The organism is Kitasatospora sp. NPDC088742 (genome assembly GCF_055584905.1).
This window is the reverse complement of sequence record NZ_JBVJLD010000052.1, coordinates 1-15,312: the sequence shown is the minus strand read 5'-3', so window position 1 is coordinate 15,312 and position 15,312 is coordinate 1. Positions and strand designations below refer to the sequence as shown.

The 15,312-nt window shown below is 68.2% G+C and carries 10 protein-coding genes, 1 tRNA gene and 1 pseudogene; 5 read left to right on the top strand and 7 right to left on the bottom strand.

All coding sequences use genetic code 11. The features are described from left to right. The first annotated feature begins 144 nt into the window (after nt 1-144). From ACZ6ZR_RS31220 to ACZ6ZR_RS31205, 4 genes and pseudogenes are all read left to right on the top strand, one after another. Nucleotides 145-1,311 (top strand): LamG domain-containing protein, encoded by a 1,167-nt coding sequence (locus ACZ6ZR_RS31220; protein ID WP_465648074.1) that lies wholly within the window; start codon nt 145-147, stop codon nt 1,309-1,311. 177 nt (nt 1,312-1,488) lie between these two features. Then, a pseudogene (gene manB / locus ACZ6ZR_RS31215) lies at nt 1,489-2,553 on the top strand (mannose-1-phosphate guanylyltransferase); the annotation flags it as partial. Between the two features lie 192 nt (nt 2,554-2,745). Continuing rightward, a complete protein-coding gene (locus tag ACZ6ZR_RS31210; protein WP_465648072.1) occupies nt 2,746-3,660 on the top strand; it encodes a Yip1 family protein in 915 nt (304 codons plus the stop codon). A gap of 36 nt (nt 3,661-3,696) precedes the next feature. Next, entirely contained in the window at nt 3,697-4,587 is an 891-nt protein-coding gene (locus ACZ6ZR_RS31205) for an alanyl-tRNA editing protein (protein ID WP_465648070.1), read from the top strand. A 51-nt stretch (nt 4,588-4,638) separates the two neighbouring features. Here ACZ6ZR_RS31205 and dcd read toward each other — a convergent pair whose 3' ends face one another. Then, nucleotides 4,639-5,214 carry a dCTP deaminase gene (gene dcd / locus ACZ6ZR_RS31200; RefSeq protein ID WP_465648068.1) on the bottom strand — a complete coding sequence of 192 codons (576 nt, stop codon included), beginning with the start codon at nt 5,212-5,214 and terminating at the stop codon, nt 4,639-4,641. Nucleotides 5,215-5,284: 70 nt separating this feature from the next. Next, a complete protein-coding gene (locus ACZ6ZR_RS31195) occupies nt 5,285-5,506 on the bottom strand; it encodes a hypothetical protein (protein WP_465648066.1) in 222 nt (73 codons plus the stop codon). A 160-nt stretch (nt 5,507-5,666) separates the two neighbouring features. On the opposite strand from ACZ6ZR_RS31195, the gene ACZ6ZR_RS31190 reads away from it, so the two are divergent. Then, nucleotides 5,667-5,740 (top strand) — tRNA-Gly (locus tag ACZ6ZR_RS31190). 269 nt (nt 5,741-6,009) lie between these two features. On the opposite strand, the gene ACZ6ZR_RS31185 is transcribed toward ACZ6ZR_RS31190, so the two are convergent. From ACZ6ZR_RS31185 to ACZ6ZR_RS31165, 5 genes are all read right to left on the bottom strand, one after another. Then, a complete protein-coding gene (locus tag ACZ6ZR_RS31185) occupies nt 6,010-7,293 on the bottom strand; it encodes a tyrosine-type recombinase/integrase (protein ID WP_465648158.1) in 1,284 nt (427 codons plus the stop codon). Between the two features lie 101 nt (nt 7,294-7,394). Continuing rightward, nucleotides 7,395-7,940: a hypothetical protein gene (locus ACZ6ZR_RS31180; protein ID WP_465648064.1), complete on the bottom strand. Its 546-nt coding sequence runs from the start codon at nt 7,938-7,940 to the stop codon at nt 7,395-7,397. Between the two features lie 26 nt (nt 7,941-7,966). Further along, nucleotides 7,967-8,320 carry a hypothetical protein gene (locus tag ACZ6ZR_RS31175; protein ID WP_465648062.1) on the bottom strand — a complete coding sequence of 118 codons (354 nt, stop codon included), beginning with the start codon at nt 8,318-8,320 and terminating at the stop codon, nt 7,967-7,969. A 259-nt stretch (nt 8,321-8,579) separates the two neighbouring features. Further along, a complete protein-coding gene (locus tag ACZ6ZR_RS31170; RefSeq protein WP_465648060.1) occupies nt 8,580-9,164 on the bottom strand; it encodes a hypothetical protein in 585 nt (194 codons plus the stop codon). 113 nt (nt 9,165-9,277) lie between these two features. Beyond that, nucleotides 9,278-15,235: a polymorphic toxin-type HINT domain-containing protein gene (locus ACZ6ZR_RS31165; RefSeq protein ID WP_465648058.1), complete on the bottom strand. Its 5,958-nt coding sequence runs from the start codon at nt 15,233-15,235 to the stop codon at nt 9,278-9,280. Nucleotides 15,236-15,312: the final 77 nt, after the last annotated feature.

Here is a 15,312-nt window from a genome sequence, read left to right as displayed (position 1 = left end):
GGGGGGGGGTGCCCCCCGCGGGGGGGGGGGGGCCCCCCCGGGGGGGCCCCCCCCCCCCCCCCCCCCCCCCCCCCCCCCCCCCGCCCGGGGGCCCCCGGGGCCGGGGCGTTTTCAACTCACTTCGATGGCTTAGCATTTCGGCCCATGAGCGATGACGGGGGCATACCCGCTGGTCCGGGCGTCGGGGCGCGGCAGGGGTACCTGCCGACGGTGACCAGCACGCCGGACTGGGCGGCGATGGCCGAGCGGAACGCGGGGGAGGCGAAGCGCCGCCGGAGGCTGCGGATCGGCGGGGGTGTGCTCGGGGTGGTGCTGGTGGGCGGTCTGACGGCCGGTCTGCTGGCCGTCGGCCGGGGCGGGGCCCAGGCCGGGCCGGAGCCGGTCGGCACGGCGTCGGGTGCGCCGGTGCTCCCGGAGCTCCTCCCGGTGGGCCCCTCCGAGCTGCCGTCCGCCTCGGGCAGCCCGTCCGCGAGCGCCTCGGCGAGCCCGTCCGGGAGTGGGTCGGCGAGTGCCCGGGCCACCCCCTCCGCGGGTGCCCCGGCCTCCGGCAAGGCCCCCTCCGCGACCGCGAAGCCCTCCGGCACCGCCCCCGCCGCCCCGCCGCCCCCGGAGGGCGGCCAGCCGGGCGCCACGGCCCCGCCCGCACCCCCCGCGCCGCCGAGCCGGCTGGAGGACCGCGGCAACCGCTACCCGGTGGCGCTCTCCGGCGGCCCGCAGGTGGGCCCGGTGGACGGCCGTACGGCGCTCCAGCTGCACGGACAGGCGGGGACGTACGGGCAGACCAGCGGGACGGTGGTGGACACCAACGCGAGCTTCACCGTCTCGGCGACGGTCCGCAACGACGCCGCGACCGGCGGGCGGGCGGCGGTCAGCCAGGGGGACGGCGTCTACCACTCCTTCGACCTCGGCCGGGACTACTGGGGCGGCCACAACCAGTGGGTCTTCAAGGTCCAGCAGGCGGGCGGTGGCTCGGACGCCACCACCCTGCAGGCCCTCTCCAAGGAGAACGCCACCGTCGGCCGGTGGACGGTGCTGACGGGGGTGTACGACGCCGGGGCGAAGACCATTCACCTGTACGTGGACGGACGGTTGGCCCAGAGCACCAAGGTCAGTGGCATCTGGAACACCGGCGGCCCGCTGCAGATCGGCCGTACCCGGTACAAGTCGCAATGGTCGGACCCCTGGGACGGGACGATCGCCGACGTCCAGTTGTGGAACCGGGCCCTGACGGCGGAGCAGGTCGACCGGCTCGGTGCGAGCGGCGGCGTCGACGCGGGGACCGGTGCGTACGCGGCCTGGTTGATGCCGTAGCGGGTGGCGTCCCCGGGGTGTGGGGTGGTACGTATCGGACCCCCGTTGGAACGGGGGTGGTTTGGAACGAAATACAGTAGGCGTCGAACTCGTGGACCACGAGCGGACGACAGTGACAACGTCACCTCGCGACCTGGCGGGGCGGACGGCAAACGGAGCAAGGGGAGAAGCGCGACCATGACCGAGGCGATCATGCTGGTCGGTGGCAAGGGCACACGACTGCGCCCGCTGACCACCCACACCCCGAAGCCGATGCTGCCCGTCGCGGGCGTGCCGTTCATCGCCCACCAGCTGGCCCGTGCCGCCGCCGCCGGGGTCACCCGTGTGGTGTTGGCCACCTCCTACCTGGCCGAGGTGTTCGAGGAGCACTTCAAGGACGGCAGCCCGTACGGGCTGGAGCTGGTCTACCTGACCGAGGAGGTGCCGCTGGGCACCGGCGGCGCGATCCGCAACGCCGCCTCGGGTCTGACCTGCGGCCCGGACGAGCCGGTCCTGATCTTCAACGGCGACATCCTCTCCGGCCTGGACATCGCGGCGCTGCGGGACGGCCACGTGGCCGCCGGCGCCGACGTCACCCTGCACCTGACCCGGGTCGAGGACCCGCGCGCGTTCGGCCTGGTGCCGACCGACGAGCAGGGCCGGGTGCTGGAGTTCCTGGAGAAGCCGGAGACCCCCGAGCAGATCGTCACCGACCAGATCAACGCCGGGTGCTACGTGTTCACCCGCTCGGTGATCGACCGCATCCCGGCCGGCCGCGAGGTCTCGGTCGAGCGCGAGACCTTCCCCGAGCTGCTGGCCACCGGCGCGCTGGTGCGCGGCGTGGTGGACACCTCCTACTGGCTGGACCTGGGCACCCCGGGCGCCTTCGTGCGCGGCTCGGCCGACCTGGTGCTCGGCAAGGTGGACTCCCCGGCCGTCCCCGGCGCCACCGGTGAGGCGCTGCTGCTGCCGGGCGCCGAGGTGGCCCCGGGCGCGGTGCTGAGCAACGGCACCGTGGTCTCCGAGGGTGCGGTCATCAAGGGCGGTGCGATCGTCGAGGGCAGCGTGATCCTGCCCGGCGCGGTGATCGCCGCCGACGCCTACGTGAAGGACTCCATCGTCGGCGCGTACGCCACCGTCGGGGAGCGCACCTCGCTGGACGGCGCGGTGATCGGCGACGGCGCCACCGTCGAGGCCGACAACGAGCTGCCCGCCGGCATCCGGATCGCCTGCGGCACCCTGCTGCCGCTCGGCGCCGTGCGCACCACCGCCGGCCCCGGCGGCTGCCCGGCCGGCGAGACCTCGGCGGCCGTGGTGCACGGCCACAAGGCCGCGGCGCGCTGACCCGGAACTGACGGTCCTTCGGCCCGGCGCGGGGTCACAGCACTGCTGCAATCCCGCGCCGAAGCCATGATCAACCGACGCGTGGTCAGCTTCAGCGGGTACCTTCGTGCCGTGGCTGGCAACGCATACGACAACGGTGAGGGCGCCGTCGACCCCCGGCAGGGCTGGGGGGCGGCGCCCGGCGGGCAGGGTGCTCAGGGAGCTCCGGGACCGCAGGGGTACGCGCCGACGGGGGAGCCCGAGTTCTTCACGGCTCCGCACCCGTCCTACCCGCAACAGGGCTATCCGCAGCAGGGCTACCCGGAGTACCCGCAGCCGGAGTACCCGCAGCCCGGTTACCCGGACGGCGCCTACGGGACGGACCAGCCCGGTCACACCCGGGCCTTCTCGGTGGACGAGCAGCAGCACTACGAGTCCGCCCCGCAGAGCGACAACGTCGCCGTCTACCGGGCCGGCGGCCAGTCCACCCCGCGGGCCGGCGGCCCCCGCCCGGACTGGAAGACGCTGCTGACCGGCATCTACCGGACCCCGGTGGCCACCTTCGACCGGGTCCGCGACCACCAGGTCTGGCTGCCCGCGCTGACCGTCTCGGTGCTGTACGGCGCGCTCGCCGTGCTCGGCCTCGGCGCGACCAGGGACGACGTCTTCGGCTCCACCTTCTCGGTGGCGCTGTCGGCCATCGCCGGTTCGGCGGTCGCCTTCACGCTGGCCGGGGGGATGCTCGGCGCCGTCACCTACGGCCTGGCCCGCCAGCTCGGCGGCGACGGCCGGTGGCCCTCCACCATCGGTCTGGCGGTGCTGATCGGCTGGACCAGCGACGTGCCCCGTCTGCTGCTGGCCCTCTTCCTGCCCGCCGACAACGTGGTGGTGCAGGTGGTCGGCTGGGCCACCTGGCTGCTCTGCGCCGGGCTGCTCACCACCATGGTCCGCCGGGTCCACGACCTGCCCTGGGGCAAGGCCGCCGGCGCCGCCGCCATCCAACTGCTCGCCCTGTTGGTGCTGATCAAGCTCCCGACGCTGGGCTGACCCCTTCCCATCCCGATGCACGTACGGAGCCACCGCATGACCACCCTCCCCACCACCCGCGTCAGTTTCCCGGCCGGGGAGGTGAACGGCTCCTCCACCGTGCTGGCCGTCCACCCGCTGTCCGACGGCCGGTACGCGGTGGTCACCGAGGAGAGCCCGTTCCACCCGCTGGACCACACCTGGCCGGACCAGCCCGCCGACCTCGGCACCCTGACCGTGGACGGCACCGTCCACCCGGTGGTGGACTGCCTGACCGGCGGGTACGGCCCCGAGGACGAGTTCCTGGTGGGTGCGGAGATCCCGGTGCGGCGCGGGGACGAGGACTGGTCCTGGCTGGTGCTGCACGTCCTGGCCGGCGACCCGGGCGCGGTCACCGGCCGTCCGGTGGAGCTGGCCGTGGACCCGCAGCGGCGGGCGCTGCTCTCCTCCGCGCACAGCGGCTGCCACCTGCTGGCGCTGGCCCTGAACGAGGCGCTCGCCCCGCGCTGGCGCAAGGACCCGGGCCGCTCCGACGCCTTCGGCCACCCGGACTTCGACAGCCTGGCGATGGCCTCCTCGGTGATGGACACGTCGGCTTCGACGGACACCTACCGGCTCGGCAAGTCCCTGCGGAAGAAGGGTTTCACGGCGGAGGCGGCCGAGGAGCTGCCCCCGCTCGCCGAGGCGCTGCCCGCGATCACCGAGGCGGTCAACGCCCGGCTGGCCTCCTGGGTGGCCGCCGACGCCGCCGTCCGGATCGAGGTGCCCGGCCCCGAGCTGACCGCCCGCCGCCAGTGGCACGCCGAGCTCCCCGAGGGCGCGGCCACCATCGCCTGCGGCGGTACCCACCTCCACCACCTGGGTGAACTGGCCGAGCTGCGGACCGAGTTGACCCTTTCGGAGGACGGCAGCGAGCTGGTCGCCGTCACCCGCCCGAAGCGGGCCTGAGCAACGCGAAGGGGCGGCCACCGTGGTGGTGGCCGCCCCTTCGACGTGTCGTCAGACCTTGGTGCGGTGGAAGTTCAGGTACGAGCGCGAGGCCGTCGGGCCGCGCTGGCCCAGGTAGCGCGAGCCGTGCAGGGCGGAGCCGTACGGGTGCTCGGCGGGGGAGGAGAGCCGGAACAGGCAGAGCTGACCGATCTTCATCCCCGGGTAGAGCTTGATCGGCAGGGTGGCCACGTTCGACAGCTCCAGGGTCACGTGACCGCTGAAGCCCGGGTCGATGAAGCCGGCCGTCGAGTGGGTCAGCAGCCCGAGGCGGCCGAGGCTGGACTTGCCCTCCAGCCGGGAGGCCACGTCGTCCGGCAGCGTGATGACCTCGTACGTGGAGGCCAGCACGAACTCGCCCGGGTGCAGGATGAACGCGTCGTCCCCCTCGGGCTCCACCAGCCGGGTCAGGTCGGGCTGCTCCTCGGCCGGGTCGATGTGCGGGTACCGGTGGTTCTCGAACACCCGGAAGAACCGGTCCAGCCGGACGTCGATGCTGGAGGGCTGGATCATCGAGGGCTCGAACGGGTCGATGGAGACCCGGCCCTTGTCGATCTCGGCGCGGATGTCAGAGTCGGAGAGAAGCACGACACGAGACTACGTGAATCCGCCCCGCCGGCCGCACCGAGCCCATGGAGCGGAAGCCCGCACCGAAGGCTCAGGCCAGGAACTCCACCGACTCCCGCCGCAGCGCCCGCTCCACCTGCGCCCCGGTCAGCTCGCTCAGGTCCGCCGGCACCGAGCTGCGCAGCCGCCCGCACCGCGGGCAGCGGATCAGCCTGCTCTTGCCCAGCCGACCGGCCCCGAGCGTCCGCATCGGAAAACCCGCCGTGCTGAACAGGTGCCCCTCGGCACACCGGACGACGGTACGCTGCTCCATCGCGATCCCCTTCCCAGGCCCACTCCGAACCTGCGTCACATTAGGGGATCTACCGGACATTCCACACGGCAACGCGCCGCCCCTTCCGGGCGGTGCACGAGCAACTCCGCAGATGGGGTAGAGTGTTGATCGACCGGCCCGTCCCTGACGGCCCGTCAGTGCGGACGTAGTTTAATGGTAGAACAGGAGCTTCCCAAGCTTCTAGCGCGAGTTCGATTCTCGTCGTCCGCTCCACGCATAAAACCGCAGGTCAGAGCCCGTATAGCCCGAATTGGTTTAGACCAATTCGGGCTTCCGCACAACTAGGCGCACCACTAGCCTGATTGCACGTGGCTGTCCGCTGTTGTCCGCCAGTGCCCGCTGTTCTCCCTATGGTGTGACAGGAGCCTGTAAAGCTCCTGTCTTTAGCCGGATCGCGCCCCTGTTTCCTGTGTTTTTGCTGGCCAGGGTCCTGAGGGCGGGGTTGGTTTAGACCAGTCTGGGCTGTCTGGCTCATCGCACCGTTACCGCTTGCCTCGCCCTGAGCGCCGAGTGCTCACACGTCTGGTGCGCACGATCAACTTCTTCCTGGCCTTCAGTGGCTTGCCATCTGTAGGTCGATGCTCCTCAACCTCCTTTGTCTGCAACTCTTCTGACTTCACGTAGGACTGGTTCAGGTCACCTCGGTGAGTGGTTGGCTGTGGAACCGGTGGCTGCCCGGCACCGGGGTTCTTGCCCTGAGCCTGGCGTATACGGTCGTCGAGGGGGCTGACGATTTGCCGCTGGCGGCTTCCAGTGGAGTGCTGGTAGATCACCGCAGCCCGGACCGAGGAGTGGCCCATGCGGGCCATCAGGTCCTTGAGGCTGCTGCGGTCTTCGGCCAAGAGTGTGTTGCCGGTGTGCCGCAGATCGTAGAGGGTGAAGTTCGGTGCTAGGCCGGGCACTTGGGCACATGCGCGGTGGAATTTCTTTCCGAACGTCGTAGGCCGGTAGGGCGCTCCTCGCTCCCCGATGAAGACGAGACCGTCGGACTCCTCGGCTGCGTAGTTCGCCAGATGCTCGCGTAGCGAGGGCTGAAGGGACGAGGGCAGGTAGACCGTACGTCTGCCTGCCTTGGTCTTCGGTGGGCCAGTGACGCGCTTGCCGTTGCTCAGAGTTGGTGACGCCGTGGTGATCCGCACGGTCATTTCCTCGACGTCGATGTTGTCCTTGCGCAGCGCTGCGAGTTCCTCTGGGCGCAGGGTGGCGAAGGCGGCCAGGAAGATCAGGAGACGCCAGCGTGGGCCGATCAGATCCGCGATCTGGAGTACCTGTTGGACAGTCGCGACGGGGCGCTCGGCCGGATCCTCCCGGCCAGCGCCTCTGATGCGGCACGGGTTGTGCTCTAGGAGTTCGTCGTCGACCGCTGTCGCGAGGATCGCTTTCAGCAGGCGGTAGCACTTTGCGCTGGTGCTGGCTCCGGTGGAGTGCCTCAGTGCGCTGTGCCAGGAGCGCACCTTCGACGGGGTGATCTGGCGGAGTGTGAGATTTCCGAGGGCAGGGATTATGTGCCGTCGCAGCAGACCCTCATAGAGCGCCCGAGAGGTGGCACGCAGATCGCGCTCTGCCACCCAGGTCGCCGCGTATGCCTTCAGGAGAACGGTTTCCCGTGCCGCGTGGGTCCGCTTGCCGTGGAGCAGGTCGGCCTCGGCCAAGGCGAGCCAGACTTCAGCCTCAGTTTTGGACGCGAACGTCCCCGGCGAGCGTTGCCGACAGCTATCCCGATCTAGGTAGCTCGCGGTCCAGCGGTCGGACCGGTACTGGCGAATGGTGCCGAAAACGGCGTCGACGCGGTGTCTGAGGACGTGCCATCAGGCTACCCCCGTTGGGAGGAGCTGTTGCTTGTCGCTGCGCGGCAGCTACCGACAGCCTAGCTCTGCGCTTGGGGGCGAGATGGAAGCTTGGTGGCCCATTCCACGAGGGCTCTGACGTGCTGAGGCCTGAGGCCAATATAGGGGGCATGCTGGAGCAACAGGTTGGGATGGCCGGCTGCAGCGCGGGAGGCAGCCCAGTGGTGATCGAGGGAGGTGAAGTCGTCGCCGATCCACGCGCCGGGTGCGCGGCCGAGCCACTGCTCGACGAAGTCACGCTTCCACAGGTAGCCGTCTGGGCGGCTGGTGGTGATGGCCGGCCTGGGCAGCTTGATGTGCTCGAACTCCGGGAGGCCAAGGAGGCGGCCGATGTGGCGAGGGGCGTCGATGCGCCAGCTGGTGCACCATGCGGGCCGGAACAGGCCGGTGGCGAGGGCGTTGGTGATCAGCGGGCCGTGCTCGGGGTTGAGCCAGACCGGGATCGGCGTGACGTAGCCGGTCAGCTGGACCTCGTGGCGGGTATGTGTGGGCGGAGTGGTGCTGGCGGAGGCCGGGAACGGGATCAGGACGCCGTCCACGTCCAGCAGGTATGGGATCTGGAGCATCGGTGCTCTCCTGGGACGGTTGTCGGTTAGGGCTTCCGTGCGGTGATGAGCAGGGTGGTCGGCCATGGGCTGTCGGCCGGGGCGGTGAGGTGGTGCAGACCGGTGATGAGGAGTCCGGCCCGGTTGAGGGCGCGGGCCCACGCGGCCGGCTGAAGGTCCCAGCGCGGGATGGCGTGGGTGGTGCCGTCGGCGAGGGGCACGGTTTCGGTGGTGCGGGGGCTGACGGGGATGGTGTCGGTCCGTCGCGGGTGCGGTACGGCGAAGGCAGGGATGCCCTGGCGGGTGAGCCGCTTCGCGCAGGCGAGCAGGAGCCCGGTCGGCTCGGTGGTGCCGATCGCTCCGAAGACCGATCCCTCGCCGTCACCCTCGCCCGCGTCCACGGCCCGATGGCCTGGTTCCTCGCCGCCGCAGCACCGCACCGACTCCCGTCAACTCAGGCCTGAAGCGGACCCTGCTGCCCGCCCCCAAACCCGAGACACCGGAGATATCGCAGGCGAGGTCTGACGCCTCATCCGCCGCCAGAGTAGCCGCGCATGGTTCACTGCGGCAGCAATGGTCCTGAAGGCTGGCGCGGGAGGTCTGGCGCCAGCCCTCGGTGCAACGATGATACCTTAATATTGGCGACCTAAAGAGTATCCTTTATCGCCAGCGCACATTTCGACTGGGCGAAAATGGCCCAAATAGACTTCCGTATTCACCGGTATCGTCAGAGAAAATAAAGTCCCGCTCCGTGCTTTTGATGACCCAGTGAAGGCGGGCCGCCAATTCCAAAGGGCTTTCGAGGGGCAGGCGGAGCGATGTAGAGATTCTCAATTGATGGACGTTCATCGTTGGATGATCTACCGCCATGTCGCGATGAAGAAACTCCAATGTTGCTTTCATTGTGTCCATGTCGCCATTTGCAGAGTACTTCAGGCAGTCTCTCCAATATGGAAATCCAATGACCAGTGCAAGCCCTTCGCGCAAGTCAGTCGCGATGACCCCGGCATCGCCCTCCGAGCTTGCATAAAGTAGGGGGCGGCGAGAGTCTGCTGGGCCGCATAGGTAGAACATGCCGCCCGTGAAATCCCCGGCAATGCATTGGAGGGGGATGTCGGAGGATAGCATTGGAGATTCATTGCCCCCTTCCTTGCGCCTGATGTCGAATTCAAAAACGTCGGCCAGGAGAATCGAGATCTCTTGATCTGCATTTATCTGTTGAAGGAGATCGATGGAATCGCGCATTCTGCTACGATAGCAGGACAAGGGCGTTCTGGCGACAGGGCGGGTTGACTTTGAGGGGTGACGAGGACTGTGGCCGGGGGTGCCATCCCCAGCCACAGTCCCTTCCGGTGCCGTTACAGCATTCCTATGCTTCGATAATATGCAAGTAGGCCCTGAATTCCCGGATTGAAGTAACTTGGGTCGCCGTACTGCTGCTCGCCTATTCGGCGCAAGTCCCAGATATCCCGCGCGAGGACTGTGCGAAATGGCAGGCCACTCTCGGCTGCTTTTGTTGCACGGCCCCGGGCCTTGTAGGTCCTGGTGAGTGCGTGATCCGCTTGCGTGATCACGATCGCCCCACCTTCCCTGCGTGCCAGGAATCCTAGGCCATCCTGAGGCATGTGATGGGCTTCCAGGCCATCGCCAACTTGGCCCGGATCAAGATCCCCGAAGCGCCCTGCATCATTCACGGCGACACACTTGTTGGCATTATGAACCAGGACCGGCGTCGCCCCAGCCAGCACGTAGTACGTGTGAAGGTCGGCGACGGTGAGGTTATGGACGGTGGTTCGCTCGGCATGGTAGTTGAGCGCAGTGATCCGAGCAGATGTACCAGTGCCGGCCAAGACCTCCTGGCCGACTCGGAGGTCAACGGCGTCGATCCAGTTGTTAAGGGCCGGGATCCAGAACGGGTGGTGGTCTGTGGCTTGGAGGGTGTCATTGCCTTCGGGCGTGTCGACTGTGATATCGACGATATTCTTGTCGCCTGAGCCAGTGATCGTAGCGATGACTGGCTTTACTGCCGTGTCACCTGTTTGGGGATCTGTGGCCAGCACCAAGTCGCCTACTTGGAGATCCTCGATGTTCACGGCTACACCGTCGGCCATGAGTACCGGGGTGCCTGCGGTGAAGCTATTTCCGCATGGGATCTTCAGCCACTTGGGGCCTCTTCCTCCGGAGTAGAGTTCTGCGGCCAGGATCAGTGAGTTCGCTGTGGCTTCTCCGGGTCGGCCGTTCGAGTAGCCGTCATAGATTTCCACGCCGCTGTCTACGACCCCGAGGACCATGTTCATGCCGAACTCGGGATTCATTGGGCTCATGCGCCAGTTTGTTACGGCGAGCTGCTTGCAGCCTTCCATGGATCCTGAGATGCATTGCCCTGCCGACGAGACGGTGGAGCTTATGAGCTGCTTTCCGCCGTTGTACGTCTCGGCGGCGGCGTCCTTGAATCCGCCGAGCATTCCCTTGAAGAAGTTCTTGGCCCCGGATCCCTCTTTTTTCTTCTGGGGCTTTCCGTTGCCGTTGCTTTTGGTGATCGCCTGCTCTTGGGCTTCGCTCTGTTCGGCCTGCTTTTGGCATTCGTCGGTGGTGCAGGCTGAGCTGTTGTCGGTTTCGTATTTGAGGCCGCTGGGGTCGCTGAGGTTGATCGGGTTGTTGTTGCTGTAGGCGTAGGCGTTCCACTGTTGTGGATCAGCGGCGTCGATGATGGGGTCGGGACTGATGAACCGGCCTGTGAGGGGCTGGTATTGGCGGGCGCCGAGGTTGGTGAGGCCGGTCTGGTTGTCCTGGGTGCCGCCGACGAAGCCCTTGGTTCCGGCCCAGTTGTTGGCGGAGGGCTGGGTGCCGCGGGGGTTGCCGAAGGGGTCGGTGGGGCGGCGGACGGTGGTCATGTTGGCGTCGTTGCTGATCTGGACGCCGTTGGTGCCGTGGTGGTCGGCCGCCTGGACGATGATCTTGCCGCCGCCGATGGGAGCGGTGACGCGGTTGATGGTCAGGCCGCCGGGGGCGGGGAAGGAGCGGGTGTTGGTGAAGGACTTGGTGGTGGTGTCGAGGGTGAGTTCGTCGGTGGGCAGGTTGAGTGTGGTGCTGCCGGGGTTGCGGCGGATGAGCTGGTTGCCGTCGGCGTCGTAGAGGTAGGTGGTGCCGGTTGCTTCGCCGGTCTTCTTGAGCGTGTTGAGCTTGTTGTCGGGGGTCCAGGTCAGCGTGGTTGTGCCGGCGGTGTCGGTGATGGTGGTGGTGTTGCCGAGTGCGTCGTACTGGTAGCCGACCTGCTTGGTGCCGTTGGCCTGGCTGACGGTGGTGCTGGTGAGCAGGGAGTGCGGGCCGCCCTTGGTGTTGTTGCTGTTGACGGTGCCGGTGGCCGGATAGGTCTGTGTTGTGACGGTGTCCTTGGCGGCGTTGCCGGTGAGGTCGTGGTTGGTGAGGGTCTTGCGGTTGCCGGTGGCGTCGTAGGTGTAGTCCTGCCAGTAGGGGGCGGGGCCGCCTACGGTGCGGGTGCCGGGGCCGGTGGTTCCTGGGGCGTTGGTGTTGTTGCAGCCGCCGGTGCCGGGGACGGTGGTGGAGCTTCCGGTGCCGTGTTTGGTGCCGGAGGAGTCGGTCCAGTCAGCGGTGGTGGACACGCCGCCGGTGTCGGTCCAGGCGCTGGTGAGCCGGTTGAGGTGGTCGTAGGTGAAGCACTGGGTGTCGGTGTTGGTGGCGTCTTGGAGGTTGGTGATGGAGGTGATGCGGCCGGAGGGGGTGTAGGTGTAGCTGGTCTGGTCGACCGAGACCAGGCCGTTTTGGCGGTCGGTGTAGGAGTTGATCAGGCGTCCGGTCGCCCAGTCGTACTGCTGGGTGGAGACGACCTGGCGGCCTGCTGAGCCGACGGTGGTGCGGGTGGCGCGGCCGAGCGCGTCGTAGGCGATGTCCGCGATCAGCGACTTGCCCAGGCTGGTGGTGGCGGTGAGGATCCCGGCGTCGGTGTAGCCGTAGTTGACTGTCTCGGATGCGAGACCGCCCGCGGCGGGGATGGTCATGCTGTCCACGAGCCCGATGATCGGCGCGTAGGTGTAGGTGGTGGTGTAGGTGCCCTTCAGGTCGCCTTCCGCGGCCGGGATGACGACAGAGGTCCCGAGGGGACGGTAGGCGGTGTCGTATCCGGTGACGGCCTTGGTGTAGGCATCCCCTGAAGCGCCGCCGACGTACCGGGTGGAGGAGGTGGGCTGTCCCTTGGCGAGGGTGTCGAACGTCCAGGAGGCCATGCGGTTCGCCGGAGCCACGCTGCCGTTGTACTGGCCGGTCTTTCGGCCGAGCAGGTCGTAGGTGTAGGCGAGGGTCTGGCCCTTGGCGTCCTGGGTCCGCTCCACTTGGGAGTTGACGTCGTAGAACGTCTTGCTGAGGCCGGCCTCGGGATCGGTCGCACTGGTCTGCCTGCCGCGCAGGTCATAGGTGTGGGACCAGGTGTTGCCGGCGCTGTCGGTGCGGGAGGCTTCCTGGCCGCCGGGGGTGTACCGGTAGGTGGTGACGTCCGCGTCGGACGGGTTGCCGGTGGCGTTCGCGGTGCGGTACTGCCACAAGGCGGTGGTCCGCCCGCGGGCGTCGGTCACGGTGGAGGTGGGCGTTGCTCCCTGAGGAGGTGTCACATCGGTCCGGTCGGCGCCCGGGTAGCTGGTGACGGTTGCCCATTGCGGGTTGGCGTAGGAGCGGAACTCCGCCTTGACGGGGCGGCCCATGCCGTCGTACGTGGTCCAGGTCTGTGCCGGGACCTGGGAGTCGTTCGCCGGGACGAAGATGTTGGTGGACGGTGAGTTCGAGGCTTCGTAGTACGGGGCCGCGGTCTTGATGGGCCAGCCGTGTGAGTCGTAGACCGTGTCGGTGATGAGCCGCCCGCCGGGCTTCACGTCGCTCTGGCGTTGGACCTGGCGTTCACGGCCGAGTCCGTCGTAGAGCGCGATGGACGACAGGTAGGTGCCACCGTCCTTGCTCAGCCGGCTGCTGGTCACCGCCGACGGCCCGGTGACGCCGTTGAGCAGGTAGCTGAACTTCTGGTTCGGTGTCTGCTGAGTGTCGCGCTCCGGGCCCCAGACCTGGGTCAGACGCCCGAGGGCGTCGTACTTCTGGGTGGTGACACGGCCGTTGACATCGGTAGTGGTCAGCGGCAGGGAACGGGTCGGATCGAGGGTCACGGTCGTGGACCAGGAGGCGCCCATGGGGCCTTCGGTCACTGCTTTGGCCGGGATCGCGCCGGTGGCCGGGGTGTAGCTGGTCTTGGTGGTGGCCGGCGAGGCGACCGTGGGTGGCGTGATCTGAGCGCCGGACTGGTCGAACGCGGAGCCGTTGCTCTGCACCGCGCTCAGCACACGCCCGTAGACGTCGAAGGTGCTGCCAGTGGTGTGCACGTAGACCGGTCGGCCGTTGGCATCGAAACGGTCCAGCACCTGCGCACTGGTCGGCTCCGCGAGCGTTCCGGCCTGCTGGAAGGGCAGGTTGTCGTACAGGGTACGTGCGGCGGAGACGGTATTGGCAGCAGTCGGTGCGGTCCCGCAAGGCGCGGAGAGTACCGTTTTCTCCGCCAGCAGGGCCAGGACGTTAGTGCCTTGGGCGTTTGCGTAGGAGAAGGTGGTGCACAGTTGCGGCGTGGCGGAGGTGCCGTCGCCCCGGTCGTCGACCTTCTCGACGCGGTTGCCCAGTTCGGGGCTCTTGGTCGTGACCGTCGTGGTGGTGCGCCAGCTCCCGTCGGCGAGCCGGCTCTTGGCGGTGTCGGTCACCTCGGCAGCGGGATTGCGGGCTTGGAGCGGCGGTAGGCCGCCGCCCAAGGCCCGGGTGGCCGTCACCTTCGGAGTACTGGTCAGGCGGCTCGTCAGGTTCTGAACCGCGCCGCCGGCACGGTCGAACTTCTCGGTGGCCAGCACCGATCCGCCCAGCCAGTCGCTGTCGGTGACGATGGCCCCGCCGAGCGGGTTGGTCACCGGCACGCTTCGGGTCGACCCGTTCGCCAGTGTGTCCCCGTCCATCCCTCGCAGGTAGGTCGCCCGCTGGTAGGTCTTGGGGGCCTCTCCCGCATAGCCGCTGCCGGTGTACGTGCCGACCTGCTGGTAGCCGCGGAAGCCGTCCCAGGTACGGGTTTTGGGGTCGCTGAACTCGGCGTTGTTGCGCCGCCAGGCGGCACCGCCGAGGTACTCGTACGCGGTCTCCTTCACCAGGGTCCCGGTGACCGCGTCGCTCTCGCCGATGGTCTCCACCAGGTACTTGTGGAACCAGTCCAGCACCGGGTCGGGGGAGGAGGACTGCGGCAGGTACCACTTGACCGGCATGCAGGGCAGCGTGTTGCTGTCCTCCGATGCCGGCATGGTGCCGCGGTCGCGGGAGCAGGCGGTGTCCTTGTACTTGACGCCGATCTTTCCACCGGTCTCGGTGGTGATCTGCTGGATCCGCGCCCGGTTGAACGCCGGCTGCGCCGGGACGCTGCCGTCCACGCGGTTCGCCAGCATCACGGGCGTGAACGACACTGGCGGAAGGGAGAGCGCGGATGCGCCGCTGCCGCCGGTGCGCTTGATGTCGGACAGCCACAGGGCCGGCTTGGTGCCGTCGTTCGGTGCGGGGAACTTGTGCGAGAGGGTCCATGTGTCGACCCGCGTGGGCGAGTTGTTCACCAGGACGTCGGTGGTGATCGCGCTCAGGCGCTTGGTGGTGAAGAACGACGGTCCGTAGTTCGAGCAGGCCGCGCCGGACTGGCAGAACTGGTCGTGCGGGACATCCGGCCACTTGGCCTGCTGCGCGGCACGGTCGGTCTCCGAGCAGCTGAACATGCCGTTGCCGTCGCCGCACCGCTCCTGGGTCTCGAAGGAGATCCGTGCGGCCGGCTGCAGTCCGCCCTTGGCCGCGATCTGCTCCGGCAGCCGCTGTCCGTAGGAGATCTGCTTGACCAGGCCGTAGCGGTCGTACTCCGTACTGGTGCCCGCCCCATTGTTCTGACCGGCCCCGCGGTTGTACCAGTTGCTCTCGCGGCTGTACGTGTAGGTGGTGAGGTTGCCGTGCAGGTCGACGGTGTAGTCGAGGTTCCAACGCCAGGCCATGCTGCACCACGTGGTGCTGCGGCACGGGTCGTTGCTGCCCGGCGAGTACACCGGAACCTTGAGGACCGACTCCGTCGACGGGTCGGTGCCGTCGCCGCCGGGCAGGCGGGTGCGGCCGAAGTAGTACTGGATGCCGTCCGGAGTGGTGATACGCCAGTGCTCACCGTTGTACGCGCCGTTCGGCGCACCGGACAGCTGCTCGACCTTCGTGCCGTCATCGCTCTGCAGGCGCCACACACCGGTAGCGTCGTCGCGCACCAGCGCACCCGAGTGGCCCGCCAGGTTCAGGCTGGCGTTCTGACCGGCCCAGCACTGATCCCGCGATCCGGCGATCC